General features: G+C 74.5%; 25 protein-coding genes and 1 tRNA gene. 16 read left to right on the top strand and 10 right to left on the bottom strand.

What is annotated here, in order from left to right; translation table 11 throughout:
- Window positions 1-6: 6 nt before the first annotated feature.
- Window positions 7-1,578, bottom strand: coding sequence for a beta-N-acetylhexosaminidase (locus ACFY61_RS05780; protein ID WP_389467411.1), 1,572 nt, complete (start codon window positions 1,576-1,578; stop codon window positions 7-9).
- 52 nt (window positions 1,579-1,630) lie between these two features.
- Here ACFY61_RS05780 and ACFY61_RS05775 point away from each other — a divergent pair, with 52 nt between their 5' ends.
- The 3 genes from ACFY61_RS05775 to glmS all read left to right on the top strand — a co-directional run bounded on the left by ACFY61_RS05775 (window position 1,631) and on the right by glmS (window position 4,869).
- Complete coding sequence (locus ACFY61_RS05775) at window positions 1,631-2,527, top strand: DUF4429 domain-containing protein (protein WP_389467410.1); 897 nt, start codon at window positions 1,631-1,633, stop codon at window positions 2,525-2,527.
- A gap of 201 nt (window positions 2,528-2,728) precedes the next feature.
- Window positions 2,729-3,004: a hypothetical protein gene (locus ACFY61_RS05770; RefSeq protein WP_389467407.1), complete on the top strand. Its 276-nt coding sequence runs from the start codon at window positions 2,729-2,731 to the stop codon at window positions 3,002-3,004.
- Window positions 3,005-3,051: 47 nt separating this feature from the next.
- Entirely contained in the window at window positions 3,052-4,869 is a 1,818-nt protein-coding gene (gene glmS, locus ACFY61_RS05765) for a glutamine--fructose-6-phosphate transaminase (isomerizing) (RefSeq protein ID WP_389467404.1), read from the top strand.
- A gap of 105 nt (window positions 4,870-4,974) precedes the next feature.
- Here glmS and ACFY61_RS05760 read toward each other — a convergent pair whose 3' ends face one another.
- Complete coding sequence (locus tag ACFY61_RS05760) at window positions 4,975-5,541, bottom strand: GPR1/FUN34/YaaH family transporter (protein WP_389467402.1); 567 nt, start codon at window positions 5,539-5,541, stop codon at window positions 4,975-4,977.
- A gap of 109 nt (window positions 5,542-5,650) precedes the next feature.
- Entirely contained in the window at window positions 5,651-6,184 is a 534-nt protein-coding gene (locus tag ACFY61_RS05755; protein ID WP_389467399.1) for a universal stress protein, read from the bottom strand.
- 309 nt (window positions 6,185-6,493) lie between these two features.
- Between ACFY61_RS05755 and ACFY61_RS05750 the strand changes: the two genes are divergently transcribed.
- From ACFY61_RS05750 to ACFY61_RS05735, 4 genes are all read left to right on the top strand, one after another.
- Complete coding sequence (locus ACFY61_RS05750) at window positions 6,494-6,847, top strand: hypothetical protein (RefSeq protein ID WP_389467398.1); 354 nt, start codon at window positions 6,494-6,496, stop codon at window positions 6,845-6,847.
- A 374-nt stretch (window positions 6,848-7,221) separates the two neighbouring features.
- Window positions 7,222-8,391, top strand: a complete 1,170-nt coding sequence (locus ACFY61_RS05745) for a helix-turn-helix domain-containing protein (protein ID WP_389467395.1) — start codon at window positions 7,222-7,224, stop codon at window positions 8,389-8,391.
- Window positions 8,392-8,521: 130 nt separating this feature from the next.
- A complete protein-coding gene (gene orn / locus ACFY61_RS05740; protein ID WP_389467394.1) occupies window positions 8,522-9,124 on the top strand; it encodes an oligoribonuclease in 603 nt (200 codons plus the stop codon).
- Window positions 9,125-9,219: 95 nt separating this feature from the next.
- Window positions 9,220-9,292: transfer RNA gene (locus ACFY61_RS05735), tRNA-His, on the top strand.
- 48 nt (window positions 9,293-9,340) lie between these two features.
- Here the strand turns inward: ACFY61_RS05735 and ACFY61_RS05730 are convergent.
- A complete protein-coding gene (locus ACFY61_RS05730) occupies window positions 9,341-10,351 on the bottom strand; it encodes a LacI family DNA-binding transcriptional regulator (RefSeq protein ID WP_389467392.1) in 1,011 nt (336 codons plus the stop codon).
- A 151-nt stretch (window positions 10,352-10,502) separates the two neighbouring features.
- On the opposite strand from ACFY61_RS05730, the gene ACFY61_RS05725 reads away from it, so the two are divergent.
- Window positions 10,503-11,738, top strand: coding sequence for an MFS transporter (locus ACFY61_RS05725; RefSeq protein WP_389467390.1), 1,236 nt, complete (start codon window positions 10,503-10,505; stop codon window positions 11,736-11,738).
- 425 nt (window positions 11,739-12,163) lie between these two features.
- Window positions 12,164-12,469 carry a hypothetical protein gene (locus tag ACFY61_RS05720; RefSeq protein WP_389467388.1) on the top strand — a complete coding sequence of 102 codons (306 nt, stop codon included), beginning with the start codon at window positions 12,164-12,166 and terminating at the stop codon, window positions 12,467-12,469.
- A gap of 18 nt (window positions 12,470-12,487) precedes the next feature.
- Here the strand turns inward: ACFY61_RS05720 and ACFY61_RS05715 are convergent, their stop codons facing one another.
- Complete coding sequence (locus ACFY61_RS05715; RefSeq protein WP_389467385.1) at window positions 12,488-13,906, bottom strand: sensor histidine kinase; 1,419 nt, start codon at window positions 13,904-13,906, stop codon at window positions 12,488-12,490.
- Entirely contained in the window at window positions 13,903-14,592 is a 690-nt protein-coding gene (locus ACFY61_RS05710) for a response regulator transcription factor (protein WP_389467383.1), read from the bottom strand. Before ACFY61_RS05710 ends, ACFY61_RS05715 begins: the two co-directional genes overlap by 4 nt.
- Before the next feature lie 78 nt (window positions 14,593-14,670).
- Between ACFY61_RS05710 and ACFY61_RS05705 the strand changes: the two genes are divergently transcribed.
- The 3 genes from ACFY61_RS05705 (at window position 14,671) to ACFY61_RS05695 (ending at window position 15,731) form a co-directional block, all read left to right on the top strand.
- Window positions 14,671-15,213 carry a hypothetical protein gene (locus ACFY61_RS05705; RefSeq protein WP_389467381.1) on the top strand — a complete coding sequence of 181 codons (543 nt, stop codon included), beginning with the start codon at window positions 14,671-14,673 and terminating at the stop codon, window positions 15,211-15,213.
- A 96-nt stretch (window positions 15,214-15,309) separates the two neighbouring features.
- On the top strand, window positions 15,310-15,585 hold the full coding sequence (locus ACFY61_RS05700) for a type II toxin-antitoxin system Phd/YefM family antitoxin (protein WP_389468157.1): 276 nt from the start codon (window positions 15,310-15,312) through the stop codon (window positions 15,583-15,585).
- Entirely contained in the window at window positions 15,582-15,731 is a 150-nt protein-coding gene (locus ACFY61_RS05695) for a type II toxin-antitoxin system YoeB family toxin (RefSeq protein WP_389467379.1), read from the top strand. The genes ACFY61_RS05700 and ACFY61_RS05695 overlap by 4 nt, the downstream gene beginning before the upstream one ends.
- A gap of 43 nt (window positions 15,732-15,774) precedes the next feature.
- On the opposite strand, the gene ACFY61_RS05690 is transcribed toward ACFY61_RS05695, so the two are convergent.
- Window positions 15,775-16,641 carry a spermidine synthase gene (locus ACFY61_RS05690; RefSeq protein ID WP_389467376.1) on the bottom strand — a complete coding sequence of 289 codons (867 nt, stop codon included), beginning with the start codon at window positions 16,639-16,641 and terminating at the stop codon, window positions 15,775-15,777.
- Between the two features lie 18 nt (window positions 16,642-16,659).
- Window positions 16,660-17,088 carry a hypothetical protein gene (locus ACFY61_RS05685; protein WP_389467375.1) on the bottom strand — a complete coding sequence of 143 codons (429 nt, stop codon included), beginning with the start codon at window positions 17,086-17,088 and terminating at the stop codon, window positions 16,660-16,662.
- 249 nt (window positions 17,089-17,337) lie between these two features.
- On the opposite strand from ACFY61_RS05685, the gene ACFY61_RS05680 reads away from it, so the two are divergent.
- A complete protein-coding gene (locus ACFY61_RS05680; protein WP_389467372.1) occupies window positions 17,338-18,615 on the top strand; it encodes a tetratricopeptide repeat protein in 1,278 nt (425 codons plus the stop codon).
- Between the two features lie 413 nt (window positions 18,616-19,028).
- Here ACFY61_RS05680 and ACFY61_RS05675 read toward each other — a convergent pair whose 3' ends face one another.
- The gene (locus ACFY61_RS05675; protein WP_389467369.1) at window positions 19,029-19,625 is read right to left on the bottom strand and encodes a histidine phosphatase family protein; all 597 of its coding nucleotides are present in this window, start codon (window positions 19,623-19,625) and stop codon (window positions 19,029-19,031) included.
- Window positions 19,626-19,764: 139 nt separating this feature from the next.
- On the opposite strand from ACFY61_RS05675, the gene ACFY61_RS05670 reads away from it, so the two are divergent.
- The 3 genes from ACFY61_RS05670 to ACFY61_RS05660 are packed head-to-tail and all read left to right on the top strand — an operon-like array spanning window position 19,765 to window position 23,869.
- Complete coding sequence (locus ACFY61_RS05670) at window positions 19,765-20,928, top strand: hypothetical protein (RefSeq protein WP_389468155.1); 1,164 nt, start codon at window positions 19,765-19,767, stop codon at window positions 20,926-20,928.
- The gene (locus ACFY61_RS05665) at window positions 20,928-22,526 is read left to right on the top strand and encodes a hypothetical protein (RefSeq protein WP_389467367.1); all 1,599 of its coding nucleotides are present in this window, start codon (window positions 20,928-20,930) and stop codon (window positions 22,524-22,526) included. The genes ACFY61_RS05670 and ACFY61_RS05665 overlap by 1 nt, the downstream gene beginning before the upstream one ends.
- Window positions 22,523-23,869, top strand: coding sequence for an AAA domain-containing protein (locus tag ACFY61_RS05660; protein ID WP_389467365.1), 1,347 nt, complete (start codon window positions 22,523-22,525; stop codon window positions 23,867-23,869). The genes ACFY61_RS05665 and ACFY61_RS05660 overlap by 4 nt, the downstream gene beginning before the upstream one ends.
- Window positions 23,870-23,887: 18 nt before the next feature.
- On the opposite strand, the gene ACFY61_RS05655 is transcribed toward ACFY61_RS05660, so the two are convergent.
- The gene (locus ACFY61_RS05655; protein ID WP_389467364.1) at window positions 23,888-24,430 is read right to left on the bottom strand and encodes a MarR family winged helix-turn-helix transcriptional regulator; all 543 of its coding nucleotides are present in this window, start codon (window positions 24,428-24,430) and stop codon (window positions 23,888-23,890) included.
- Window positions 24,431-24,533 lie beyond the last annotated feature (103 nt).

The raw sequence follows: 24,533 nt of genomic DNA, 5'->3' as shown, positions 1-24,533 counted from the left end.
CCGCGGTCAGGACCAGGGGACGTCCGGGGCGCGGTGGTAGCCGATGTTCTGGGCGTCCAGGGTCGGGGCCTGGGCGGCCAGGCGTCGGGCGTGGGCGGGCCAGTCCAGGCGGGTGGCCGGGGACCAGGCGAGTTCGGCGAGGCTGAGGACGCGGGGGAAGGCCATCAGTTCCCAGTCCTCGCGGGTGGCGATGGTCTCCGTCCAGAGCGGGGCCTCGACGCCGAGGACCGCGGATTCCGGGACGCCGGGGAAGTACGCGCCCGGGTCCCAGGAGTAGGCGCGTTCGACCGGGACGTAGCCGGCCCAGGTCAGGCCGGGCTTGGTGTCCTTGTCGTACTTCATGTCGAGGTAGGCGTGGTCGGCCGGGGAGAGGATCAGCTTGTGGCCGGCCCTGGCGGCGGCGGCGACCCGGTCGCGTTCCGCCGCCGCGGTCTTGTCGTGGCCCCACCACTGGAGGACGGCGCCGTCCGCCGGGTCCGCCGCGGCCAGCTGGTGCCAGGCCACCACGGTCTTGCCGTACGCGGCGACCACGGCCTGGGCCCGCTCCATGAAGGCCGCGTAGTCCGCGGCCGGGGTGGCGTGGGCCTCGTCGCCGCCGATGTGGAGGTAGCGGCCGGGGGTGAGGGCGGCGACCTCGCGGAGCACGTCGTCCACGAACTCGTACGTCAGCTCCTTGGAGACGCAGAGCGAGCTGAAGCCGACCTTGGTGCCGGTGTAGCGGGGCGGGGCCTTGCCGTCGCAGTTGAGTTCGGCGTAGGAGGCGAGGGCGGCGTTGGTGTGGCCCGGCATGTCGATCTCCGGGATCACCTCCACGTGGCGTTCGGCGGCGTAGGAGACGAGGGCCTTGTAGTCGTCGCGGGTCCAGTGGCCGCCGGGGCCGCCGCCGACGCCGCCCACCCCGCCGTACGAGGCGAGCCGCGGCCAGGAGGCGATGTCCAGCCGCCAGCCCTGGTCGTCGGTGAGGTGCACGTGCAACTTGTTGATCTTGTACTGGGCGAGCTGGTCGACGTAGCGCTGGACCTGGGCGACGGTGAAGTGGTGGCGGGCGATGTCGATCATCGCGCCGCGGTAGGCGAAGCGCGGGGCGTCGGTGACCGTGCCGCCGGGGACGTGGGTGCCGGTCACCAGCTGGCGCAGGGTCTGGCCGGCGTAGAAGAGTCCGGCCGGGGTGCGGGCGGTCAGGGTGACGGCGGGCGCGGTGGACTCCAGGCGGTAGCCCTCGTCGCCGAGCCCGCGCGCCGACGGGTCCAGGCGCAGGACGATGCCGTCGCCCTCGCCGTCGGCGACCGGCAGCGGCAGCCCGGTGGGCCCGCGCAGCTGCTCCGCGAGGCGTTCGCCGATCTGCCGGACCTCCTCGGAGCCGGTGCCGGTACGGATGACCGTGCCGGGCGCGAGGACGTGGGCGGGGCCGCCGGGACGGGCGGACACGGGCGCCGGCAGCAGCCGTTCGTACGGTCCGAGTTCGGCGCGGCGGAGCCGTTCGCCGGGTTTCGGGTCGTCCGCGCCGCGGGCCTGGGCGCAGGAGACCGCCGCCGCGAGGACCAACAGGACACCGAGGGTGCGCACAACCCGTCTCATGGCCCCAGGTATAGGCCAACGGCCGTGCCGTGGCCGATGAAAGAATCGGCGGATGGCAGAAATCATCCAGAAGGACGGCACATGGACCTTCGACGGGGACGTGGTGCGGATCGTTCCCGGCCGGGACAAGGGGACCGGGCTGCTGCGCCAGACCCTCGGCGGCATAGCCGTGCCGCTGCGCGCGCTGGCCGGGATCGGCTACGAACCGGGGCGGAAGGCGGGCCGGCTGCGGCTGCGGCTGCGTGAGGGCGCCGATCCGCTGCTCCAGCTGACGGCGGGGCGGCTGCCGGAGGCCTCGGACCCGTACCGGCTGGCGGTGGACCCGGACCGGGCCGGGGTGGCGGAGTACTTCGTCGACGAGGTGCGCAACGCGCTGCTGCTGGAGCAGGTGGAGAGCGGGCCCGTGGACGAGTGGCTGGTGCCGGGGCCCGACGTGCCGCTCGTGGTCGGTGCGGGGGACGGCACCGCCGGGTTCGACGGGGACCGGATCACGCTGGAGTGGAACTGGAAGACGGAGGAGGCGAAGAGCTCCGGCGGGACGCGGACCTTCCGGGTGGGGGACGTCTCGCGGGTGGAGTGGTGTCCGGCGGCGGGACTGGAGAACGGCTACCTCCGCTTCACCCTGGCGCAGGCGACGGCCAAGGCTCCCGCACCCAAGTACGACCCGCACGCGGTGGAGCTGTTCGGCTTCAAGAAGGACCCGCTGATGGCGCTGGTCGGGGCGGCGGTCCTGGCGCGGATGCCGCATCCGGCGGCACCGCCGGCGGCCGAGGAGCCCGCCACGCCCGCGCCTGCGCCCGCCCCCGCGCTCCCCGCCGCGGCCGGAACGGCCGAGGACCACGACGCGCTGCTGCGGCGGCTCCGCGAGCTCGGGGAGCTGCACCAGGCCGGGGTGCTCACGGCCGAGGAGTTCACGGCGGCGAAGGCGGCGGTGCTCAGCCGGTTCTGAAGCGGCCGGCGGCTGAAGCCGCCGGTTCCGCGCCCCCGGTTCGCGCCCCGGGTTTCGCGCCGCCGATTCCGGCCACCGGACGGACACTCCGACGGCCGCCCTGGGCCGGAATGCACCATTCCTTGGTCTGGACCATAGAGATCCTGCCCGAAATCGGGCAGGATCTTTGCGTTCCGCGCCTTGAGACGTCAATATCTACGGGTGCTCGACCGCCGCCCGTCACACGACGACCTCGTCGACCACCTGGTGCGCAGCACCGCGCTCCAGCGCGGCGAGGCCGCCCGGGTGGTGCTCGACGTGCTGGCGTACTTCAACGAGACGACCGAGGAATTCGTCCGCCGCCGCCACCGCGAGCTCCAGGCGGCCGGGGCGGTCAACTCGGAGATCTTCGAGCGCATCGCGGCCGAACTGCCGCACCGCGCCGTGGCGCCCCCGGAGCTCTCGCTCCGGCAGCTGCGCCGCATCGTCTACGGCTGAGACCCGGCCGGGCACGACCCACACAACCTCAGGAGGGGCATAACCACATGTGCGGAATCGTCGGATACATCGGCAAGCGTGACGCCACCCCGCTGCTGCTGGAAGGCCTGCAGCGCCTGGAGTACCGGGGTTACGACTCCGCCGGCCTGGTCGTCAACTCGCCGAAGTCCGGCGCGCTGAAGATGGTCAAGGCCAAGGGCCGGGTCCGTGACCTGGAGGCCCGCGTCCCCAAGCGCTTCGCCGGCACCACCGGTATCGCCCACACCCGCTGGGCCACCCACGGCGCCCCGAGCGACGTCAACTCGCACCCGCACCTGGACCCCGAGAACAAGGTCGCCGTCGTCCACAACGGCATCGTCGACAACGCCGCCGAGCTCCGCGCCAAGCTGGAGGCCGACGGGGTCGTCTTCGCCTCCGAGACCGACACGGAGGTCATCACCCACCTGATCGCCCGCTCCCAGGCCGACACCCTGGAGGAGAAGGTCCGCGAGGCGGTCAAGGCGATCGAGGGCACCTACGGCATCGCCGTGATGCACGCCGACTTCTCCGACCGCATCGTCGTCGCCCGCAACGGCTCCCCGGTGATCCTCGGCATCGGCGAGAAGGAGATGCTCGTCGCCTCCGACGTCGCCGCCCTGATCGCGCACACCCGCCAGGTCGTCACCCTCGACGACGGCGAGATGGCCACCCTGAAGGCCGACGACTTCCGCACGTTCACCACCAGCGGCACCTCCACCAACGCCACCCCGGAGACCGTGGAGTGGGAGGCCGCCTCGTTCGACATGGGCGGTCACGACACCTACATGCACAAGGAGATCTCCGAGCAGCCCGACGCGGTCGACCGCGTGCTGCGCGGCCGGATCGACGACCGCTTCTCCACCGTCCACCTCGGCGGCCTGAACCTGGACCCGCGCGAGGCCCGCGCGATCCGCCGGGTCAAGATCCTGGGCTGCGGCACCTCCTACCACGCCGGTCTGATCGGCGCCTCCCTCATCGAGGGCATGGCGCGCATCCCGGCCGACGCCGAGCCGGCGTCGGAGTTCCGCTACCGCAACCCGGTGGTCGACCCGGACACCCTCTACATCGCGGTCTCCCAGTCCGGTGAGACGTACGACGTGCTGGCCGCCGTGCAGGAGCTCAAGCGCAAGGGCGCCCGCGTCCTCGGCGTGGTCAACGTCGTCGGCTCGGCCATCGCCCGCGAGGCGGACGGCGGCGTGTACGTGCACGCCGGCCCGGAGGTCTGCGTCGTCTCCACCAAGTGCTTCACCAACACGGTCGTGGCCTTCGCGCTGCTCGCCGTGCACCTGGGCCGGATCCGCGACCTGTCCGTCACCGACGGCAAGCGGATCATCGAGGGCCTGCGCAAGCTGCCCGCGCAGATCAGCGAGGTCCTGGAGCAGGAGGACGAGATCAAGCGGCTGGCGGCGGAGTACGCCGACGCCAAGTCGATGATGTTCATCGGACGGGTGCGGGGCTACCCGGTGGCCCTGGAGGCCTCCCTCAAGCTCAAGGAGATCTCCTACATCCACGCCGAGGCGTACCCGGCCTCCGAGCTCAAGCACGGCCCGCTCGCCCTGATCGAGCCGGAGCTGCCGACCGTCGCGATCGTCCCGGACGACGACCTTCTGGAGAAGAACCGCGCGGCGCTGGAGGAGATCAAGGCGCGCAGCGGCCGGATCCTCGCGGTCGCCCACCGGGAGCAGGAGAAGGCGGACCACACGATCGTGGTCCCGAAGAACGAGGACGAGCTGGACCCGATCCTGATGGGCATCCCGCTCCAGCTGTTCGCGTACCACACCGCCCTGGCCATGGGCCGGGACATCGACAAGCCGCGCAACCTGGCGAAGTCCGTCACGGTCGAGTAGCCGGACCGGAGCCCCGCACGGCGGACGGCCCCCCGCGCGCACCGCGCGGGGGGCCGTCGCCGTTCCGGACCCGCTTCCGCCTCCGGCCGGCGCCGGAGGCCGCCGTCACCCCGTGGCCACCGCGCCGCGGCGGGCGCGGCCGACCGCCATGGGCCACTTGGCGAGCGCGGCCGTCGCGCCGTACCAGGCCAGGAGACCGGCCACGGCGGCCACCCAGCCGCCGGCCTTGGCCAGGCCCCCGCTGTCGGCGAACGCGCCCACGGCCAGGAGCAGCAGGGACAGGGTGAGCAGGGCGTACACGCCCTGGCCGAACACGCCGCCGGCCGCGGCGACGGTGAGGGTCAGCGCGAGCAGGGCGAAGAGGACCAGAAACGTTCCGGCTGCCTCTGCGGAGGCACTCGCACCGGCTCCCTTGGCCCAGGTGAACCAGAAGACGCCGAGACCCGCGAACGCGGTGCCGTTGAACCCGTTGCCGCCGCGGTACTCCATGAGTCCGAGGAGGAAGAGGGCGGCGCCGCCGACGTACGTGGCGAGGAGGACGGAGTCGGCCGCGGAGACACCGTCGATGATGCCGGTGTGGCCGAGGCCGAAGGCGAGAAGGGTGAGACCCAGGGCCAGGTGCCCCAGGGTCGAAGTGGTGGCCGAGCTTCCCGCGGCGACGTCTTTGTCCACGGCGGGCTCCCTTCTGATCTGCAGTTTTGTGCTGTCACCCAGCGAGTTTTATGTACCCCTCACATCGGTTCACAACCGCACAATAGGCAGACGATGCGTCACTTCCCGATTACGGAATGACAACGACGGGCCGCTGTGCCCGCTTCGCCAGCCGGCCGGCCACCGAGCCGAAGATCCGGCCCACGAACCCCTGGGTGGAGCCGACCACGATGGCGTCGGCCGAGTACTCGCGGCCGACCTCCTCCAGCTCGTGGCAGATGTCCCCGCCCCGCTCGACCAGGATCCACGGCACCTCGGCCAGGTAGTCGGCGCAGGCCAGCTCCAGGCCCAGCACCTCGGTGCGGTGGTCCGGCACGTCGACGAAGACCGGCGGCTCGCAGCCGGCCCAGACGGTCGTCGGCAGCCGGTTGGCGACATGGACGATGATCAGACCGGAGCCGGAGCGGCGGGCCATCCCGATCGCGTACGCGAGCGCGCGCTCGCTGGAGGTCGAGCCGTCGAAGCCCACCACGACTCCGTGCCGGAAGGCCGGATCGCACGGGTGGGGGCGGGGGTCCTCGGCGGGCCGCAGGTCGGGCGACGCCGCATCGGCTACCCGCTTGCGCTTGCGGTCCGATGGATCGGGGAATTCGTGACCGGCCATGGATGTCTCGGCGTTGGGGTCCTCGGAGATCAACGGGCAGAGTGGCGACGCAGGGTGACGGGACTCACGTCCGGGAAGCATCTTCCCAAGCCCTTACCCCCCAGGGTACGGCGACACTCCTGTCCTGCACAGGGCTTGCCGCCCTTGGAGAGCGTCCCAGGGAGCATGCCGGAGCGGGGGCCGCTTGGCAATGGCGAATGCCCCCTACAGCCAGTGACGAGCCACCCGTGCGCGCAGTGACCGAGCCGCCGGGCAGGGCGTTGGACAGGAGTCCGACCCGTCCAGGAAGACCCCGCAGGGAGTACCACCGTGTCAGGCCGCCCGGTTCACCCCGTCCAGTCCGACCGGCCGCACCGGCCCGCGCGCGAGGACCCCGCGGGGGACGTGGTGCGGTGGGCCGCCTTCAGCTGTCTGCTCGTCCCGGTGGTCCTCGTCGTCTACGGGACCTCCTTCGGCGGGGCGGCGGTCGCCACCCTGGGACTGGTCGCGGTGACCACCGCCTGCCGGGTGATGCTCCGGTACGCGGAGAAGACGGAACGGACCGCCGCCCGGGTGCTCGCGGAGTCCCCCGCTCCGTCCGCGCACCGCGGGCGGCACTCCCGTACGGGGTCCGGGGCGCACCGCGGGTGTCACGGCGCGGGCGGCGCCTCCCCCCAGGACTGACCGGTTCGCACACCCGCGCCCGCACGTTTTCAGCCAACTTCGCATCTGCGTGCAACCCTTGCCGGAATGTTCCCCCAACCCGCCCACCATCAGGGACGACTGTGTGCGGGACGGTCGGGGACCCTACCGGTACTGGCCACACGGCGGCGGGCCGCTTCCCCGCCAGGTCGCGGAGTGGAACGCTTCCTGATCGAATGCTTTTCGCCAAGTTGCCAAGTCGACATAGCGCTGCGTGCTGAACTTGTCACGCCGACACCACGCGACGCAGTAGATTCGATCATGTATTTACGGCGGGGGACACGTGCAAGGCCGAGGGGAAACGTGCAGGTGCGACCAGACCAAGGAGTCGCGACACCCAAGGGGGGCTTAGCGCCATGAGCCAGGACTCCACCGCCGTCGTCACGGACGCCGGCCGGAAGCTCGCGGGGCGCCGCCGCAGGGAAATCGTCGCGGTGCTGCTCTTCAGCGGCGGACCGATTTTCGAGAGTTCCATTCCACTCTCCGTGTTCGGCATCGACCGGCAGGACGCGGGAGTGCCACGCTACCGACTGCTCGTGTGCGCCGGGGAGGACGGTCCGCTGCGGACCACCGGCGGACTCGAACTGACCGCCCCGTACGGGCTGGAGGCGATCGCCCGCGCGGGCACCGTCGTCGTCCCGGCATGGCGGTCCATCACATCACCGCCGCCTCCGGAAGCGCTCGACGCCCTGCGTCAGGCGCACGAGGAGGGGGCCCGGATCGTAGGGCTGTGCACGGGGGCGTTCGTCCTCGCCGCCGCGGGCCTGCTGGACGGCCGCCCGGCGACGACGCACTGGATGTACGCGCCGACGCTCGCCAAGCGGTACCCGTCCGTCCACGTCGACCCGCGCGAGCTGTTCGTCGACGACGGCGACGTCCTGACGTCGGCCGGCACCGCGGCCGGAATCGACCTGTGCCTGCACATCGTGCGCACCGACCACGGCAGCGAGGCGGCCGGGGCCCTGGCCCGCAGGCTCGTCGTGCCGCCGCGCCGCACCGGCGGCCAGGAGCGCTACCTCGACCGGTCCCTGCCGGAGGAGATCGGCGCGGACCCGCTGGCCGAGGTCGTCGCCTGGGCACTGGAGCACCTCCACGAGCAGTTCGACGTGGAGACGCTCGCCGCCCGGGCGTACATGAGCCGGCGCACGTTCGACCGCCGGTTCCGGTCGCTGACCGGCAGCGCCCCGCTCCAGTGGCTGATCACCCAACGGGTGCTCCAGGCACAGCGGCTGCTGGAGACCTCCGACTACTCCGTCGACGAGGTCGCCGGCCGCTGCGGGTTCCGGTCCCCGGTGGCACTGCGCGGGCACTTCCGGCGGCAGCTGGGTTCCTCCCCGGCCGCCTACCGCTCCGCCTACCGGGCGCGCCGCCCGCAGGCCGAGGTGCCGGTCGCACAGCTCCAGGACGGTCCGGTGCCGCACCAGCGCACCCCGCAGCCCCAGCGGGCCGCGGCCGCGCTGGCCGCGACCGGGCCGACGGTGACCGAGCTGTACGCCCCGGGCCGGGCGCTGCGCGAGCACGCGTAGCACCGGCGGGGCGACCCCGCGCGAACGGCCCCCCGGGGTCCGGCCCACGGCCGGACCCCGGGGGGCCGCCGCGCGTACCGGCCGTACCGCCCCGGCCGGATCCGGGCACGCAGCGCCTAAGGTGGTACGCATGAACGATCGCATGGTGTGGATCGACTGCGAGATGACCGGGCTCTCGCTGACGGACGACGCACTTATCGAGGTGGCCGCGCTGGTCACCGACTCGGAGCTCAACGTGCTCGGCGAAGGCGTGGACATCGTGATCCGCCCGCCGGACGCCGCCCTGGAGACCATGCCCGACGTGGTGCGCGAGATGCACACCGCCTCCGGCCTGCTCGACGAGCTGGCCGGGGGGACCACCCTCGCCGCCGCCGAGGAACAGATCCTCGCGTACGTGCGGGAGCACGTGAAGGAGCCCGGAAAGGCCCCGCTCTGCGGGAACTCCGTGGGCACCGACCGCGGGTTCCTGCTCCGCGACATGTCGACCCTCGAGGCCTACCTGCACTACCGGATCGTGGACGTGTCCTCGATCAAGGAGCTGGCGCGCCGCTGGTACCCGCGGGCCTACTTCAACAGCCCGCCCAAGAACGGCAACCACCGGGCGCTGGCGGACATCAAGGAGTCCATCGCGGAGCTCCGCTACTACCGCGAGGCGCTGTTCGTGCCGCAGCCCGGCCCGGACTCGGACGCCGCCCGGGCCATCGCCGCGAAGTACGTCCTTCCCGCCGAGTAGGGCCACCGGAGACGGGCCGGGGAAAACGTGGGCGCGAGCACCCCCGAAAACCCTGTACCCTTTTCTTCGGCCGGTCGGAATCCCGACCGGACATGGTGGGTGTAGCTCAGTTGGTAGAGCACCTGGTTGTGGTCCAGGTGGCCGCGGGTTCGAGTCCCGTCACTCACCCTGAACCGAGGGCCCGGTCCGCGAAAGCGGACCGGGCCCTCGGGCGTTTCACGAGGAGCCCCGGACCACCAGCTCGGCCGGCAGCCGCACGTCGACGGGCTCCCGCTCCCCGGCGATCCGGTCCAGCAGCGCCCGCGCCATCTCCCCGCCCAGCGCCCGCAGCGGCGGCCGGACGGTGGTCAGCGGCGGGTCCAGGTGCCGGGCGAACGCCGAGTCGCCGAAACCGACCAGCGCCACGTCCCCGGGGATCCGGCGGCCCCGGGCGAGCAGCTCCCGGCGGGCGCCGGCGGCCATCAGGTCGGACGCCGCGAAGACCGCGTCGAGGCCCGGCCGGCGGTCCAGCAGCTCCGCCACGGCCCGGCGGCCGCCCTCCTCGGTGAACTCCCCGCCGGCCACCAGCCCCTCGTCCGGGATCCGCCCCGCCCCGGCCAGGGCCTGCCGGTAGCCCTCGAGCCGGGACCGGGCGGCGGGCACGTCCAGGGGGCCGGCGACCGCGGCTATCGCCGTACGCCCCCGGGCCAGCAGGTGCCGTACGGCGGCCCGGGCTCCCCCTGCGTGGTCGGCGTCCACACCGGCCGCGGCTCCGCCCGCGGGCCGCGGCCCGCCCACCACCAGCGGCGTGCCGCGCTCCGCCAGCAGCGCGGGCAGCGGATCACCGGGCGGTACGGAGGGCAGCAGCACCCCGTCGACCCGGTACGCGGCGAGCCGGTCGGCGAGCCGGCGGCGGTCCCCGCCGGCCGGGGTCAGCAGCAGCTGCATGTCCGCCTCGGCGAGAACCGCGCCCACGCCCCGGACCAGCTCCGCGAAGCCCGGGTCGTCGCCCTCGGGCCCCGGCAGGACCAGCGCGACGGCGTCGGCCCGGTTCCCGGCCAGCGCCCGGGCGGCCCGGTCCGGCACGTAACCCAGCTCGGCCACGGCCGCCTCCACGGCCGCCCGCGTGTGCTCGCTGACCTTCGCCGACCCGTTCACCACCCGGGAGACGGTGCCCCGCCCGACCCCGGCCCGCCGCGCGACCTCTTCGAGGGTGGGCCGTCCCCCGCCGCGTATCCGCCCGCTCATGGCTGCCTCCCGCTTCCGGGAGGAACATACCCGTCCCCCTGCTCCCCGACAGGGTCCTGACAAGTCGGCCGGGGAGCGGTTAGCGTCCTCCCCACGGGCAATCCAGCGCGCCGGAGAAACGGGAGGGTCGGCGTGCGGATGGAGGCTGTCCGTGTCCTCACCCACCACCCACCCCGGCGGGGCCGCCGGTTTCCGCGGGGTCTTCGCCCTGGGCGGCGCCGCGCTCCCCGTGTACTCCTTCCTCGCCCGGCTGCCCGCCGCGCTGTGCCCCACCGGCACCCTGGTACTGATCAACGCGCGCGAGGGCATCGGCAGGGCCGGGGCGGTCGCCGCCGCGCTGTGGCTGGGCCAGGCCCTGGGCGGGCCGGTCATCGGCCGCCTCGCCGACCGGCGCGGCCACCGGCCCGTTCTGCTCGCCGCGTGCACCGCGAACGCGCTGGTACTGCCGGCCCTGGTCGCGGCCGTCCTGGCCGGGCTGGGCCTGCCGGTCCTGGTGGCGCTCGCCGCGGCCGCCGGGCTGACCGTGCCGCAGATCGGGCCCCTGTCTCGCACCCGCTGGGCCGGACTCGCCCGCGGCAACCCCCGCCTGACGGGCTCCGCGCTGTCGTTCGACACCACCCTCGACGAGGTCGGCTTCGTCGTCGGCCCGGCGCTGGCGGGAATCCTCGCGGCCGCCGTGCACCCCGCCTCGGCCCTGCTGCTCGCGGCCGCGCTGATCCTGCTGGCCGGCACGCTGTTCGCCGTCCACCCCACCGCTCCGGGGCCCGCCGCGGGCCCCGCCACCCCGGCCCGTACCCGGCTGTGGTCGCCCGGCCTGGTCCTGCTCCTCACGATGGCCCTGCTCCAGGGTGCGGCCTGGGGCGCGGCCAACACCGGGGTCAACGCGCTCGCGGCCGCCCTGGGGAGCCCGGGCACGGCCGGGGTGGTGTGGGCCGCGATGGCGGTGACCAGCTCCGCCGCGGGTTTCGTCACCGTCGCCCGGCCCGGCCGCGGCGACCTGACGACCCGGCTCCGGTGGACCGTCGTCGCCCAGGCCCTGCTCACGCTGCCGCTGCTCGCCGTGACGGGTCCGGCCGGGGCGGCGCTGGCCGTGGCCGGGATCGGGCTGGCCGTGGCCCCGCACCTCATCGCACTGTTCGGGCTGGTGGAGCGGGTCGCGCCGGCGCAGCGGCTGGGTGAGGCCATGACGGTACTGGGCAGCGGCCTCATCACCGGCCAGGCCCTCGCGGCGGCCCTCGCCGGCCCGCTGGCCGCCGTGCACGACCACCGGGCGGCGTTCGCCGTCGCCTGCACGGCCATGACCGCCTCGGCGGCCCTTGCGCTGACCCGGGCGAACCGCGCCCGGCCGCCACTCGGGCTGGAGGCGCGACCCGGCTCCGCCACGTGACCCCGGGCCCCGGCCTGGCCCGCTCAAACGCCGCTCGGGCTGGAAGCGCGGGCCGGGACCGGCACAGGGGCTGGAGTGCGGGTCGGCAGTGTGGCACGGCTGGGGGTGGGGGTGGAGGGTCGGGGTGTGCGGGACGTAAAGCGTGATTTGTGGCGCTGCCGCCGACCCGCTGACCAGTCCCTCGCACAGCGCCGTAAATCATGCAGTCCCGCACACCCCTACCCGGAACCCCCGCCCCCAGCCGCACCCCCGCCCCGCCGTACGGATGGCGCTGCCGCCGACCCGCTGACCACTCCCTCGCGCCGCGCCGTGAACGAACCCCTGCTGCGCCGTACGGGTGGCGCGGCCGCCGACCCGGCGTGCGGCGCCTTGCCGGGCCGGGGGACCTCCCGGACGGTGTGTGTGACGCTCGGAAGGAGTCACACATGCGAGTCATGATCCGCGGTCACGTGGACACCTCGGCCGGCAACGAAGCACTCAAGAACGGCCGGCTCCCCGCCGTGATGAACGACCTCATGGAGAAGGTGAAGCCGGAGGCCGCCTACTTCGGCCTCGCCGAAGGGGTCCGGTCCTTCTTCATCGTCTGCGACCTGACCGACAGCTCCGCCCTGCCCGCCCTGCTGGAGCCGCTGTTCTTCGAGCTCCACGCGGAGGTCGAGGTACAGCCGGTGATGAACCCCGAGGACCTCAGGAAGGGTCTCGCAGCCATGGAGCACACCCCGAAGGGCTGATCCTCCGGCCGGACCACCTCACCTGCGGCGCCTCCGCCGCCCGGAACGCCCGCCCCCGCCCTGGCCGCGGGCGCGGCCGTCCAGCCCGATCCACACCCGGACCTCGGTGCCGCCCAGCACCGACCGCCCCAGCCGGACGTCCCCGCCGGTGGATTCCGCGACCCGCCGGACGATGTCCAGGCCCAGGCCGGTGGAGCCGTCCCGGGCGCCGTCGTTGCCGCGCCGCATCGCCGCCTCCGGGTCGGCGATGCCCGGCCCGGCGTCCGACACGAGCACGATCACCGCGTCGCCCGCGTCGTGCACGTCCACCGCGAACGGGGTGCCCTCCGGGGTGTGCCGGAACACGTTGCCCAGCATCGCGTCGAGCGCGGCCGCCAGCTCCGGGCGCGCCACCGGGATCCGTACCGTCCGGTCCACCCCGGCGGTCCGCACCTCGCGGCCCTCGTCCTCGGCCAGCGCCGACCAGAAGGCCATCCGCTCCCGGATCACCTCGGAGGCGTCGCAGCCGGCCACGGCGGCCGCGGCGGCCGCGGGCCGCTGCTCCCGCGCGGTCCGGATGATCGTGTCGACCTCGCGTTCCAGCTGCTCGACCGCCGCCCTGGTCTGCTCGGCGGCCGGGCCGTCGCCGAGGGAGGCGGCGTTGAGCCGGAGCACGGTCAGCGGGGTGCGCAGCCGGTGCGACAGGTCCGCGGCCAGCTCCCGCTCGTTGGTGAGGAGTTCGACGACCTGGTCCGCCATCGAGTTGAACGCGACCGCCGCCGAGTGGAGTTCCCTCGGTCCCTCCTCCGGGACGCGGGCGCCCAGCTTGCCCTCGCCGAGTTGCTGGGCGGCGTGCGCGAGCCGTCTGGCGGGGCCGATCATGCGGGCGCCGAGCCGGTCCGCGACCGCCACCGAGCCGATGACGAGGGCCAGTCCGACGCCCGCCAGGACCAGCCAGGCGGTGGCGACGCCGTTGCTGACCTCGCTCTCCGGTACGAGGACCTCCACCACCGCGATGTCCCCGGAGCCGAGGGCGGTGGGCTGCAGCAGTGCCGAGCCGCCGTCCGCCGCCGGGGCCGTACGGGCGGCCCCTTCCGCGCGGGTGAGCTCCACGGCCCGCTCCCCCGCCCAGCCCCGCCCCCCGCCGGCCGCGCCCCCGGTCGCGCCACCGGCCGCTCCACCGGCAGCCACGGTCTCGGCCGGCGCCCCGCCGACCGCCGGGAGGTGCACCGCCATCCGCCCGGCCGCACCCATGTCGGTGCTCTCCAGTGCCCGGCGCAGCTGCTGGGTGTCGGTGGTGATGGACAGGGTGGGGCCGATGGTCGCGGCCTGCCGCTCGGCGTTGGAGAAGGCCCGGTCGCGGGCCATCTCCTGCACGACCAGCCCCAGCGGTACGGCGAAGGCGACGACGACCATGGTGGTCACCGCGAGGCACACCTTGACCAGGGCGAGTCTCACGCCGGCGGCTCCAGCTTCACCCCTACGCCCCGGATGGTGTGCAGGTAGCGGGGGTTGGCGGCGGTCTCGCCCAGTTTCCGGCGCAGCCAGGACAGGTGGACGTCGATGGTCTGGTCGTCGCCGTACGACTGCTGCCAGACCTCGGCGAGCAGCTCGCGGCGGGCCACCACGACACCGGGGCGGCCGGCGAGGAAGGCCAGCAGGTCGAACTCGCGGCGGGTCAGGTCCAGGGCCGTGCCGTCGAGTTCGGCCTGGCGGCGCAGCGGGTCGATGGACAGTCCGCCGACGCTCAGCACCCGCGAGGGGGGTTCGGCGCCGGCGGCGGACCGGGCGCGCCGGAGTACGGCGGCCATCCGGGCGGAGAGGTGCTCCACGGAGAAGGGCTTCGTGAGGTAGTCGTCGGCGCCGTCGTTGAGCAGCCGGACGATCTCGGCCTCGTCGTCCCGGGCGGTGGCGATGATCACCGGTACGTCGGTGATGCCGCGGAGCATCTTCAGCGCCTCGGAGCCGTCGAGGTCGGGCAGGCCGAGGTCGAGGATCACCAGGTCGAAGCGGAAGTGGGCGACCTCGCGCAGGGCCTCCAGCGCCGTGCCGACGCTGCGCACGGTGTGCGAGGCCTCGGTGAGGTGCCGGATCAGGGCGGAACGCACGAACTGGTCGTCCTCGACCACGAGCACACTTGCCATGGCCCGCACCGTACGCCATTCGGGGGATGCCGCGGGGTGGCGGCCGGGTGGTGGTACGGGTGGTGCAGTATGTGCCCGATGCGAAGAGGACTCGTCCAGGCCCTGGCCTGGACCCTGGCGACCGGGGCCGCGGTGACCCTGTCGTGGTGGGGTGTGCACACGGTCATGTCGGGTACGGCCTACGACCGCCCCCGCGCCGTCCCGCTGGCCGTCCCCCCTGTGTCCTCCTCCACCTCGGGCGCGGAGGTGCCGCCCCCGGCCCCGGCCCCCGCCTCCGAGCCGCCCGCGGCGACCCCTTCCCCGCCCGCGTCCTCGTCCCCCTCCGCCGCTCCGAAGCCGCCGCGGAAGTCCGCGCCGCCGTCGTCCCGTCCGCCGCAGCTCCAGGGGGGCGGGACGACGGGTGAGGTCCGGGGCCGTACGGTCTCCGGCGGCCGGGTGGTCTTCGACCTGGGCACGTCCTCGGCGGAACTGGTCTCGGCGACGCCGGCGCCGGGCTGGCAGATGCAGGTGTGGAAGCAGCCGAAATGGATCCGGGTGACGTTCACCCGCGACGGCCGCGAGTCCTCGGTCTTCTGCGTCTGGAACGACCACCCGCCGATGATCCAGGTGGACGAGAGGTAAGTCACGACGAGAGGTGAAGTCGTACGACTCGTACGACTCGCACGACTCGCACCGTACGGCTACCAGGGCGCTCCAGGGCGAGTGAGAGGTCAGGTCATGGCGATCTCGGCGAACGAAGCACGCCAGCGGTTCTACCCGCTGATCCGCAAGGTCAACGAGGACCATCAGCCCATCGAGGTCACCTCACGCGACCACGGGGACATCGTGATGATGTCTGCCGCCGACTTCAGGTCGTGGCAGGAAACGGTCTACCTGCTCCGCTCGCCGCGCAACGCCCAGACCCTCATGGAGGCGGTCGCGCGCGACAAGGCCGCAGAGCCCGCCGTCACCAAGACCGTGGCGGAATTGGACTCCCTGGCGGGCGACGAGTGAGGAGCGTTCACTTCGGTCCGGCCGCGTGGGAGGACTTCCTGTTCTGGCTGAGCGCGGACCGCAGGGCGGCTCGCCGGATGGCGCGGCTCATCGAAGAGATCCAGCGGACGCCCTTCAAGATCGTCAAGGCCCGCTACCACTACTGAACCCAAGCGGAAACCCCCGACCGGGGGCTTCGCCGCGCACGGGTCAGCGGAAGGCGGACGGCGGCGGGGCCGGGGACGGGGTCGCCGTGGTGTCGGTGACGGGCGTGGCGCCGCCGGCGAAGTCGGCCAGGGCGCGGCCGTGTTCCACACGGCCGGGGTGCGGGTCGCCCGCCACGCGGCGGGTGAACTCGGCGATGGGCAGTTCCCGGTCGGCGGCCACCAGCACCGCGTTGCCGAAACGTTTCCCCCGCCAGACCACCGGGTCCGCGGCCATCGCCAGCTCCCCGAAGCGGGAGGCCGCGGTGGCGATCTGCCCCCGCAGGTGCGCGAGCGGCGGGCCGTCGGCCAGGTTCGCCACGTACCACCCGGTGGGCGACAGCGCCCGCCGTACGTCGTCCAGGAACTCGGCGCTGGTCAGGTGGGCCGGGGTGCGGGCGCCGCCGAAAACGTCCGCGATCACCAGGTCCGCCCAGCCCTCCGGGACCTTGGCCAGCCCGGCCCGCGCGTCCAGCGCCCGGACCCGGATCCGGGCCTGCGGGTCCAGCGGGAGGTGCTCCCGTACGAAGGCCACCAGCCCGGCGTCGATCTCGACGACCTGCTGGGCGGAGCGGGGACGGGTCGCGGCGGTGTACCGGGCGAGGGTGAAGGCGCCGCCGCCCAGGTGCAGCACGTTCAGCGGCTGCCTGGCCGGGGCCGCCAGGTCCAGGAGGTGGCCGATCCGCCGCTGGTAGGAGAAGTCGAGGTGGGTCGGGTCGTCCAGGTCCACATGGGACTGGGGGGCGCCGTCGATCAGCAGGGTCCAGGCGCGGGAACGCTCGCGGTCCGGGGCCAGCTCGGCCGTGCCACCGTCCACCCGTCCGCTGACGGCCTCCTCGGCCTCCCGTCCGCTTCGCCGCCTGCTCTTCGCCACTCCGCCATTATCCCCGGCTCAGCGGCAGTTGTCGGCGGCCTCGATCAGCCGGGCGGCCTCGCCCAGAGCGGCCCGCAGGACGGCGGGGTCGGTCACCGGGCCCACGCCCTCGGGCGGCAGCAGCCAGCCGGTTCCCGCGCCCCCCGTGGTGGGCGCCCCGCCGGTCACCACCCCGGCCGGCCCTCCGGGCACCTCGAACCGCATGCCGCGGCCGCTGGTCTGGGTGCACGCGCTTCCCGGCACGTCCCAGGCATCGGCGGTACCGGGCGGGACGAGGAAGCCGAGGGTGTCCCCGGAGCCGTCGTGGAGCACCGGGCCCATACCACCCGCCGGGGCGGCGGCGCGACGGATGATGTCGACGGCCTCCAGCCCCTGGCGGGCGGGGACGGTCACGAGATCGGGGGCGGAACCCGCCTCGGGCGCGGAGCCCCTCGCACTGCTCTCCATGCCGGCCTCCAACAAGGGAACCCCTCCTCCGCTGGTCCTTGACCACTCCTCAGGGGTCAACGCGCCAGGACGTCAACGGTGGCGGCGGGATACCGCCGCAAAGGATGGCAGTTCATGGCGGATCGCGGGTGAGATATCCGGTTTGTAGCCAAACAGGGGGTACGACCCTCCGGGCTGGCGGTACGTTCATGCGCGCCGGGCGCCCCCGCCGCCCACCGGCAGCGGCACTGCTTGCGAGAGGCCACGTCGATGACGGCGTCCCCCACCTCCCTCACCCCGAACACCTCCTTCCGGCGGCTGCGCGGGCAGCGCTCCGCGGCGGAGTTCGCGGCGCTGGTGCGCCGCGCGGCCCGGGAAATCGGAGAAACGGTTTCCTGCGACGCCCGCTACATCGGCCGCGTCGAGTCCGGGGAGATCCGCTGCCCCAACTACGCGTACGAGCGGGTCTTCCTCCACATGTTCCCCGGGCACACCCTGGCCGACCTGGGGTTCTCCCCCCGCGAGGCGGTACGCGGCCGTGACCGCGACCGGGGCCGGGACCGGCGGGCGTTCATGGCGGGCGGCTCGGCGACGGTGGCCGCCGCCACGCTCAACCTGGGGCTGCTCGGCGACGGTCGCCGCGTGCCGGCCGGGCGGCCCGGCGCGGCGGAGGCCGCCGCCGTCGAGGACGCCGTACGCCGGATCCGGCTGCTGGACGACCGGCACGGCGCCGACGGGCTGTACCGGCGGGCCACCGAACCGCTGCGCACCGCGTACGCCCTGCTCGACGCGGGCGCCACCCGGCAGTCCACCGAGGACCGGCTGCACAAGGGGGCCGGCGAACTGGCCCTCTCGGTGGGCTGGCTGGCCCACGACTCGGCCCGCTTCGACGACGCCCGCTCGCACTACGCGGAGGCACTGGCCACCGCCCGGGTGTCGGGGGACGCCGGGCTGGAGGCCCATGCCTTCGCCAACACCGCGTTCCTGGCCCGGGACGCGGGCCGGCCCCGCGAGGCGGTCCGCGCCGCCCAGGCCGGGCTGCGGGCCGCCCGCTCCACCGGCTCGGCACGGCTGATGTCGCTGCTGCACCTGCGGGAGGCCAACGGCTGGGCGGGGCTGGCCGACCGGAAGGCGTGCGAGGAGGCGCTGGGGCGGGCGCACACCGAGTTCGCGAAGGGGCCTTCGGCCGAGGACCCGGAGTGGATGTCCTTCTTCGGCGAGGCCGAACTGGAATCGCTGGAGTCGCGCTGCTGGTCGGCGCTGGGCGACCACGGCCGGGCGGCCAGGCACGCCCGCCGGGCCGCCGACCTCCAGGACCCGCACTTCGCGCGGAACGTGGCGCTCTACACCGCCGAGCTGGCCGGCGACCTGGCGCGTGCGGGGGCCCCGGACGAGGCCGCGTGGGCGGCCGGGCGGGTCCTGGACCACCTCGGGGAGGTGCGGTCGGCCCGGATCCGGACGATGCTGCAGGGCACGTCGGCGGCACTGGTTCCGCACCAGCGGTCGCCGCGGGTCACCGCGTTCCTCCACCGCCACGCCCGCACCTGACCCCGGGCTCCGCCCCGGGGCGGCCGGAGCCCGGGGGCACCCGCGGCAGCCGCCCGCCCTCCAAGCCCGAGCGGCGATTGAGCGGGCCCGGCCCGGGCTCCGGACAGCCGTCGCAGCCGGGCCACACCATCAGCCCGAGCGGCGATTGAGCGGGCCCCGGCGGAGCCACAGCCGCGCAGCCAACGCTCCGCCCCACCACACGGGGCTCCGCCCCATACCCCGCTCCTCAAACGCCGGAGGGGCTGCATTGCCCCACCGGCACCGGCCCGCAGGGCCAAACCCCGCCGGACGACACCGAGCCCGAGCGGCGATTGAGCGGGCCCCGGCGGAGCCACAGCCGCGCAGCCGGCGATCGTCCGAGCATCGGCGGAGCCGGGCCGCGCGGCCGGCGCATGGGGCGTCGCCGGGCGGGGTCAGGCGTCGAGGTGGCCCGTGTCGTTCCAGCGTTCCAGCGCCGGCGCGCCGTACGCCCAGCCCAGGACCGACAGCGAGGTCGGGTCGAGGCGGATGCGCGCGCCGAAGGAGGCGTCCAGGCCCAGCCAGCGCGCGGCCAGCGTGCGCAGGATGTGGCCGTGCGCGAAGACCAGTACGTCGCGCTCGGCGGAACGCGCCCAGGCCACCACCTCGTCCGCGCGGGCGGAGACGTCGGCGACGGACTCACCGCCCGGGACGCCGTCGCGCCAGATCAGCCAGCCGGGCCGGACCGCCTGGATCTCGGCCGGGGTCATGCCCTCGTAGTCGCCGTAGTCCCACTCCATCAGCGTGTCCCACGGCTCGGCCCGGGCGCCGAAACCGGCCAGGTCGCAGCTCTCGGCGGCCCGCAGAAGCGGGCTGGTGCGCACCTCGACGCCGGGCAGCCCGCCCCAAGCGCCCGCGGCGAGGCGCTCGCCGAGGAGCTTCGCGCCGCGCCGGCCCTCCTCCAGGAGGGGGACGTCCGTGCGGCCCGTGTGCTTTCCGGACAGGGACCAGGACGTCTGCCCGTGACGGGCCAGGAGGATGCGCGGGGCCATGTTCTGTTTCTCCCGGTCGGTTTTTCCGCAGATGCGCTCGTCCGTCCATCATCCATCACCGGAACCGCCCCGATTGTCAGTGCCGGATGGGACACTTCCGCGGGTGAGCTCCTTCCCGACCGGCGGCCCGCCCCAGCCGATGCCCCTGCGGCAGCGGCTCGCCGACCTGCGCGGCCCGGCCGTGCCGCCCCGCCCGCTCGACGCCCGCGCCCTGGCGGCGCTCGCCGCCAACCCCGGTTGCGGCAGACGTGCCCTGCTGGACGGCGCCGGGGTGGACAAGACGGCGCTGGCCGGGGCCCTCGGTTCGCCGGCGGGCTTCGGCCAGTCGCAGTTCGCGATCGCCCGCGGCAACTCCTTCGAGGCGCGGGTCAAGGCGGACGGCGGGGCGGAGCTGCTGCGGCTGGTGCACGAGCGGCTGGGTGCGGGCGGTGAGCCGCCGGGCGGCCGGGCGCGGGTGCCGGACCTGGCCGCGGCGGGCCCCGAGGGCCGGGCCGGGCGTACGGCGCTGGCGTTGCGGGAGGCCACCGCGGCCGCCCGCGAGGAGGGCGCCTGGAGTTTCCTGGACCACCCGATGCTGGTGCTGGAGGTGGCCGGCACCCCGGCCTACCTGGAGCCGGACGCCGTCGTCGTGCATCCGGACGGCCGCTGGACGGTGGTCGAGATCAAGTCCTTCCCGATGATCGACGGTTCGGCGGACGCGCCCAAGGTCGGGGCCGCGGCCCGGCAGGCCGCGGTGTACCTGCTGGCGCTGGAGCGGACCGCGGCGCGGCTGGAAGGGGCCGAGGCCGGGCACACGGCGCTGCTGGTGTGCCCCGAGAACTTCTCGAACCTGCCGACCGCCGCCGTGCTGGACCTGCGCAAGCAGCGGGCGGTGACCCGGCGTCAGCTGGACCGGCTGACCCGGGTCGAGGAGCTCGCGGCGGCGCTGCCGGCGGGGCTGAGCTTCGACGTGTCGCGTCCGGCCGAGGAGCTGGCGGAGGCGGTGGCCTCGGTGGCCGCCTCGTACGCGCCGGACTGCCTGGCCGCCTGCGAGCTGGCGTTCCACTGCCGGGACCGGGCCAGGGAGGCCGGTTCGGTGACGGTGCTGGGCCGCTCGGTGCGCGGGGAGCTGGGCGTGCTGACCACGGTGGAGGAGGCGCTGGACGCGGCCGCGGGCCGGGGTGAGGGCCCGGATGACGGGCCGAGCCCCGAGCGGGCGGCCCTGCGGCTCGCGGCCCGGTTGCGGGCCGAGGCGCTGGACGCCGCGGGAGACGGCGGCCGCCGTCTGGCGGGGCTGCCGTGTCCGCGGCCGGAGGTTCCCTGATGTCCCTGCTGAGCACGCTGGCCCGGCTGGAGGCGGTACGGGCGGGCCGGGCGCGGCCGCTGGCCACCGTGCGGCACCGGCACATCGGCGAAACGCCGATGGTGTTCGTGCCGCTGACCACCGCCGGTGAGGCGGGTGCGCCGTTGGGCGCGATGGTGGGGACCGACCGGGATCGGCCGCGGGTCCTGGTGGTTCCGCAGCCCCGTGACCGTGACCTGCGGTGGGAGTTCCTGGCCGGGCTGGCCGAGTGCGTGATGCCGTACGTGGACGGCTTCGCGGACGTGGTGGAGCCGGCCGAGCGGACCGAGACCGATCCGGAGACGGGCCGGCGGGTCAAGGTGGAGGCCGAGCTGTGCGTGGACGCGCCGCAGATCGTGGTGCCGAGCCGGGCGGGCGTGGAGTACGTCCGCCTGCTGGGGCGTTCGATGCGGTTCCGGCGTACGGCGGAGCAGGATCCGGAGGCGGCGTATCCGGTGCCGGCCCGGGTGCCGCTGCTGGGGCGCTGGTTCACGCACCTGGCCGAGCGGGCGCGGGTGCCCGGGTCATCGATGCTGCTGGCGGCGACGGACCTGCTGGCCGAGCACTGGGCGACGGGGCAGAGCAGCCTGGAGGACCAGCACCTGGGTGCGCTGCTGGGGTGGATCGATCCTCCGGAGGGCCTGTCGGGGGCGGAGTGCGCGCGGCGGGCGGAGCTGGGCCGGGACGAGCGGGGGCTGCTGCTGGTGCCGCCGGCCGGGCCGGCGACCGATCCGGCTTTCGACAACCGGGTGCTGGCGCCGGCGATGGCGCGGTACGACGCGGCCCGGGCGGCCGGCGGGCCGCGCGGCGGGGAGGCCGCCGGTGCGGCCGAGGAGGAGGTTCGGCGGCTGGTCGCGGAGCAGATGTACCCGACGTGGTGGTCGGTGTGGCGGTCGCTGGACCTGCTGCGCGGGCTGGAGCCGGGCGAGCGCACGGTGGAGCGGTGGGCGCGTGACCGCTGGTCGTTCACCGGGCACCGGGACCGGGTGCGGGCGGGTGAGCCGCCGCAGCCGCGCCGGGACGACGCGGTGACGGCCGCTCAGAAGCTGGCGACGCGGGAGACGGAGCAGGCGCGGCTGGACGCGCAGCGGGCTCTGGACGATCCGCTGGTGATGGCGGAGCGGCGGATGGCCGGGGAGGCGTTCGCGGGGGAGGTCACCGAGGTGGTGATGGAGTGGACGGAGTCGAAGCGGCCGAGTCCGCGCCCGCTGGTGACGGTGTGGACGGAGGACCTGCCTCGGCTGCCGGAGGGCGGCGGGCGGGTGTGGCGCTCGCTGGACGGGCGCCCGCAGGCCGCCGAGCTGGTGGGCGGCCCGTCCCCGGTGGCGGGCGGGGGCGCGCCGGGCGGCGCGTACGTGGTGCTGCGGCTGCTGGACAAGATGGGACGGGGCCGTGATCCGGAGCCGGGGTCGGTGCCCGAGAAGGGCGACCGGCTGTGCTGGACCCTGTTCGAGCACGAGGTGCGGGGCGGGCCGAAGCTGCCGGACCCGGAGCAGACCCCGTGGACGCACGGGGGTCCGCCGGGTGCGCGAACGGGCTCCCCGGCGCCCGACGCCGTGACCGACGAGGACGTGCTGTGAACCCGGGGTCGCGGGCCGCCTTCGATCCGGGGGCGGCTGCCGCCCGGGCCACCGGGGCGATCCTGCACGACACGCTGCACGGCCCGGGCCGTGGTGTGGTGGTGGACTCGCCGCCGGGTGCGGGGAAGTCGACGCTGGTGGTGCGGGCGGCCCGGGAGCTGGCAGCGGCCGGGCGCCGGCTGATGATCGTCGCGCAGACCAACGCGCAGGTGGACGACCTGGTGCTGCGGCTGGCGGAGAAGGATCCGGAGCTGCGGGTGGGGCGTCTGCACAGCAGTGACGGGGACGCCTACGACCCGGCGCTGCGCGACCTCGGGTCGGTGGTGCTGTCGGCGAAGCCGGGCGATCTGGCCGAGCTGCCGGTGGTGATCTCGACGGCGGCGAAGTGGGCCTTCGTGCGGGGTGCGGAGCCCTGGGAGCACGCGATCGTGGACGAGGCGTACCAGATGCGTTCGGACGCGCTGCTGGCGGTGGCCGGGCTGTTCGAGCGGGCGCTGTTCGTGGGTGACCCGGGGCAGCTGGACCCGTTCAGCGTGGTGGGGGCGGAGCAGTGGGCGGGGTTGTCGTACGACCCTTCGGCGTCGGCGGTGGCCACGCTGCTGGCGCACAATCCGGAGCTGCCGCAGCACCGGCTGCCGGTGTCCTGGCGGCTGCCCGCGTCGGCGGCGCCGCTGGTGTCCGAGGCGTTCTACCCGTACTCGCCGTTCCGCAGCGGTACCGGGGCGGGTGAGCGGCGGATGGGGTTCGGGGCGGCTTCGGACGGGTCGGGGCCGGACCGGGTGCTGGACGAGGCCGCGGAGTCGGGCTGGGGTCTGCTGGAGCTGCCGGCCCGGCACACGCCGCGGACCGATCCGGAGGCGGTGCGGGCGGTGGCGTTGGTGGTGCGGCGGGCCCTTGACCGGGGGGCGTTCGCCTCGGACGAGCAGTCGCCGGAGCCGCGGCCGCTGACCGCCGACCGGATCGCGGTGGGCACGGCGCACCGGGACCAGGCGGCGGCGGTGCGTTCGGCGCTGGCGGCGCTGGGGGTGGCGGGCGTCACCGTGGACACGGCGAACCGGCTCCAGGGGCGGGAGTACGACCTGACGGTGGTGCTGCATCCGCTGTCGGGCCGGCCGGACGCGACCGCGTTCCACCTGGAGACGGGGCGGCTGTGCGTGCTGGCGTCGCGGCACCGGCACGCGTGCGTGGTGGTGGCGCGGGCCGGTATTCCGGAGCTGCTGGACGACCATCCGTCGACGGAGCCGGTGCAGCTGGGGGTGGCGGTGCGCTTCCCGGACGGGTGGGAGGCCAACCACACGGTGCTCCAGCACCTTTCGGAGCACCGGGTGCCGTGGCGTCCCTGAGTGCCGGGCGGTGACGGCTCAGGTCTTCGCCGGCGGGTCCTGGGAGGTGTGGGACAGCAGGGTGCGGCCGATGCCGGCGAGGGCTTCGAGCTGTTCGGGGCTGAGGACGTCGACGAGGTGGCGGCGGACCGACTCGACGTGCAGCGGGGCGGCCCCGAGGATGGCGGCCGTGCCGGCTTCGGTGAGGACGACCTCGGCGCCGCGGGCGTCCTCCGCGACGTCCTCGCGGCGGACCAGCCCCCGGTGTTCCATGCGGGTGAGCTGGTGGGAGAGGCGGCTGCGGGACCAGAGCATCCGTTCGGCGAGGCCGCTGATCCGGCGGCGGCCGCCGGGGCTCTCGCTGAGCATGGACAGCACGTCGTAGTCGGCTTCGGAGAGGTTGCTGTCCTGGCCGAGGTCGCGGTTGATCCGGGCGTTGACCACGGGGAACATCCACCGCCAGGCGCGCCAGGCGCGCTGTTCGGGCTCGGTGAGCCAGCGCGGCGGCTGCTGCCGGCCCGGTGTCCGGCGGGGGCGTGCTGGCCCCTCGGGGTCCCCGGGGGTGTCGGGGGCGTCGGTCATGGGCCCACTCTAACCAGGTAGGTGATATGTCATCCGGATGGTTGACACGTCATCAGCACACGGGTATTGATGACATGTCAACTATCTGTACGACCTCGATCTT

Origin of the sequence: Streptomyces sp. NPDC012888, from assembly GCF_042900645.1 — a bacterium.
Lineage (GTDB): Bacteria > Actinomycetota > Actinomycetes > Streptomycetales > Streptomycetaceae > Streptomyces.
The sequence above is the reverse complement of the archived record's forward strand: the minus strand, read 5'-3'. Positions and strand labels throughout refer to the sequence as shown.

Excerpts from the sequence above, each read along its gene's own strand:
- ACFY61_RS05780 (WP_389467411.1), bottom strand. The coding sequence starts at position 1,578 with ATGAGACGGGTTGTGCGCACCCTCGGTGTCCTGTTGGTCCTCGCGGCG.
- ACFY61_RS05775 (WP_389467410.1), top strand. The coding sequence starts at position 1,631 with ATGGCAGAAATCATCCAGAAGGACGGCACATGGACCTTCGACGGGGAC.
- glmS (WP_389467404.1), top strand. The coding sequence starts at position 3,052 with ATGTGCGGAATCGTCGGATACATCGGCAAGCGTGACGCCACCCCGCTG.
- ACFY61_RS05755 (WP_389467399.1), bottom strand. The coding sequence starts at position 6,184 with ATGGCCGGTCACGAATTCCCCGATCCATCGGACCGCAAGCGCAAGCGG.
- ACFY61_RS05745 (WP_389467395.1), top strand. The coding sequence starts at position 7,222 with ATGAGCCAGGACTCCACCGCCGTCGTCACGGACGCCGGCCGGAAGCTC.
- orn (WP_389467394.1), top strand. The coding sequence starts at position 8,522 with ATGAACGATCGCATGGTGTGGATCGACTGCGAGATGACCGGGCTCTCG.
- ACFY61_RS05730 (WP_389467392.1), bottom strand. The coding sequence starts at position 10,351 with ATGAGCGGGCGGATACGCGGCGGGGGACGGCCCACCCTCGAAGAGGTC.
- ACFY61_RS05720 (WP_389467388.1), top strand. The coding sequence starts at position 12,164 with ATGCGAGTCATGATCCGCGGTCACGTGGACACCTCGGCCGGCAACGAA.
- ACFY61_RS05710 (WP_389467383.1), bottom strand. The coding sequence starts at position 14,592 with ATGGCAAGTGTGCTCGTGGTCGAGGACGACCAGTTCGTGCGTTCCGCC.
- ACFY61_RS05705 (WP_389467381.1), top strand. The coding sequence starts at position 14,671 with ATGCGAAGAGGACTCGTCCAGGCCCTGGCCTGGACCCTGGCGACCGGG.
- ACFY61_RS05700 (WP_389468157.1), top strand. The coding sequence starts at position 15,310 with ATGGCGATCTCGGCGAACGAAGCACGCCAGCGGTTCTACCCGCTGATC.
- ACFY61_RS05685 (WP_389467375.1), bottom strand. The coding sequence starts at position 17,088 with ATGGAGAGCAGTGCGAGGGGCTCCGCGCCCGAGGCGGGTTCCGCCCCC.
- ACFY61_RS05680 (WP_389467372.1), top strand. The coding sequence starts at position 17,338 with ATGACGGCGTCCCCCACCTCCCTCACCCCGAACACCTCCTTCCGGCGG.
- ACFY61_RS05675 (WP_389467369.1), bottom strand. The coding sequence starts at position 19,625 with ATGGCCCCGCGCATCCTCCTGGCCCGTCACGGGCAGACGTCCTGGTCC.
- ACFY61_RS05670 (WP_389468155.1), top strand. The coding sequence starts at position 19,765 with ATGCCCCTGCGGCAGCGGCTCGCCGACCTGCGCGGCCCGGCCGTGCCG.
- ACFY61_RS05665 (WP_389467367.1), top strand. The coding sequence starts at position 20,928 with ATGTCCCTGCTGAGCACGCTGGCCCGGCTGGAGGCGGTACGGGCGGGC.
- ACFY61_RS05655 (WP_389467364.1), bottom strand. The coding sequence starts at position 24,430 with ATGACCGACGCCCCCGACACCCCCGGGGACCCCGAGGGGCCAGCACGC.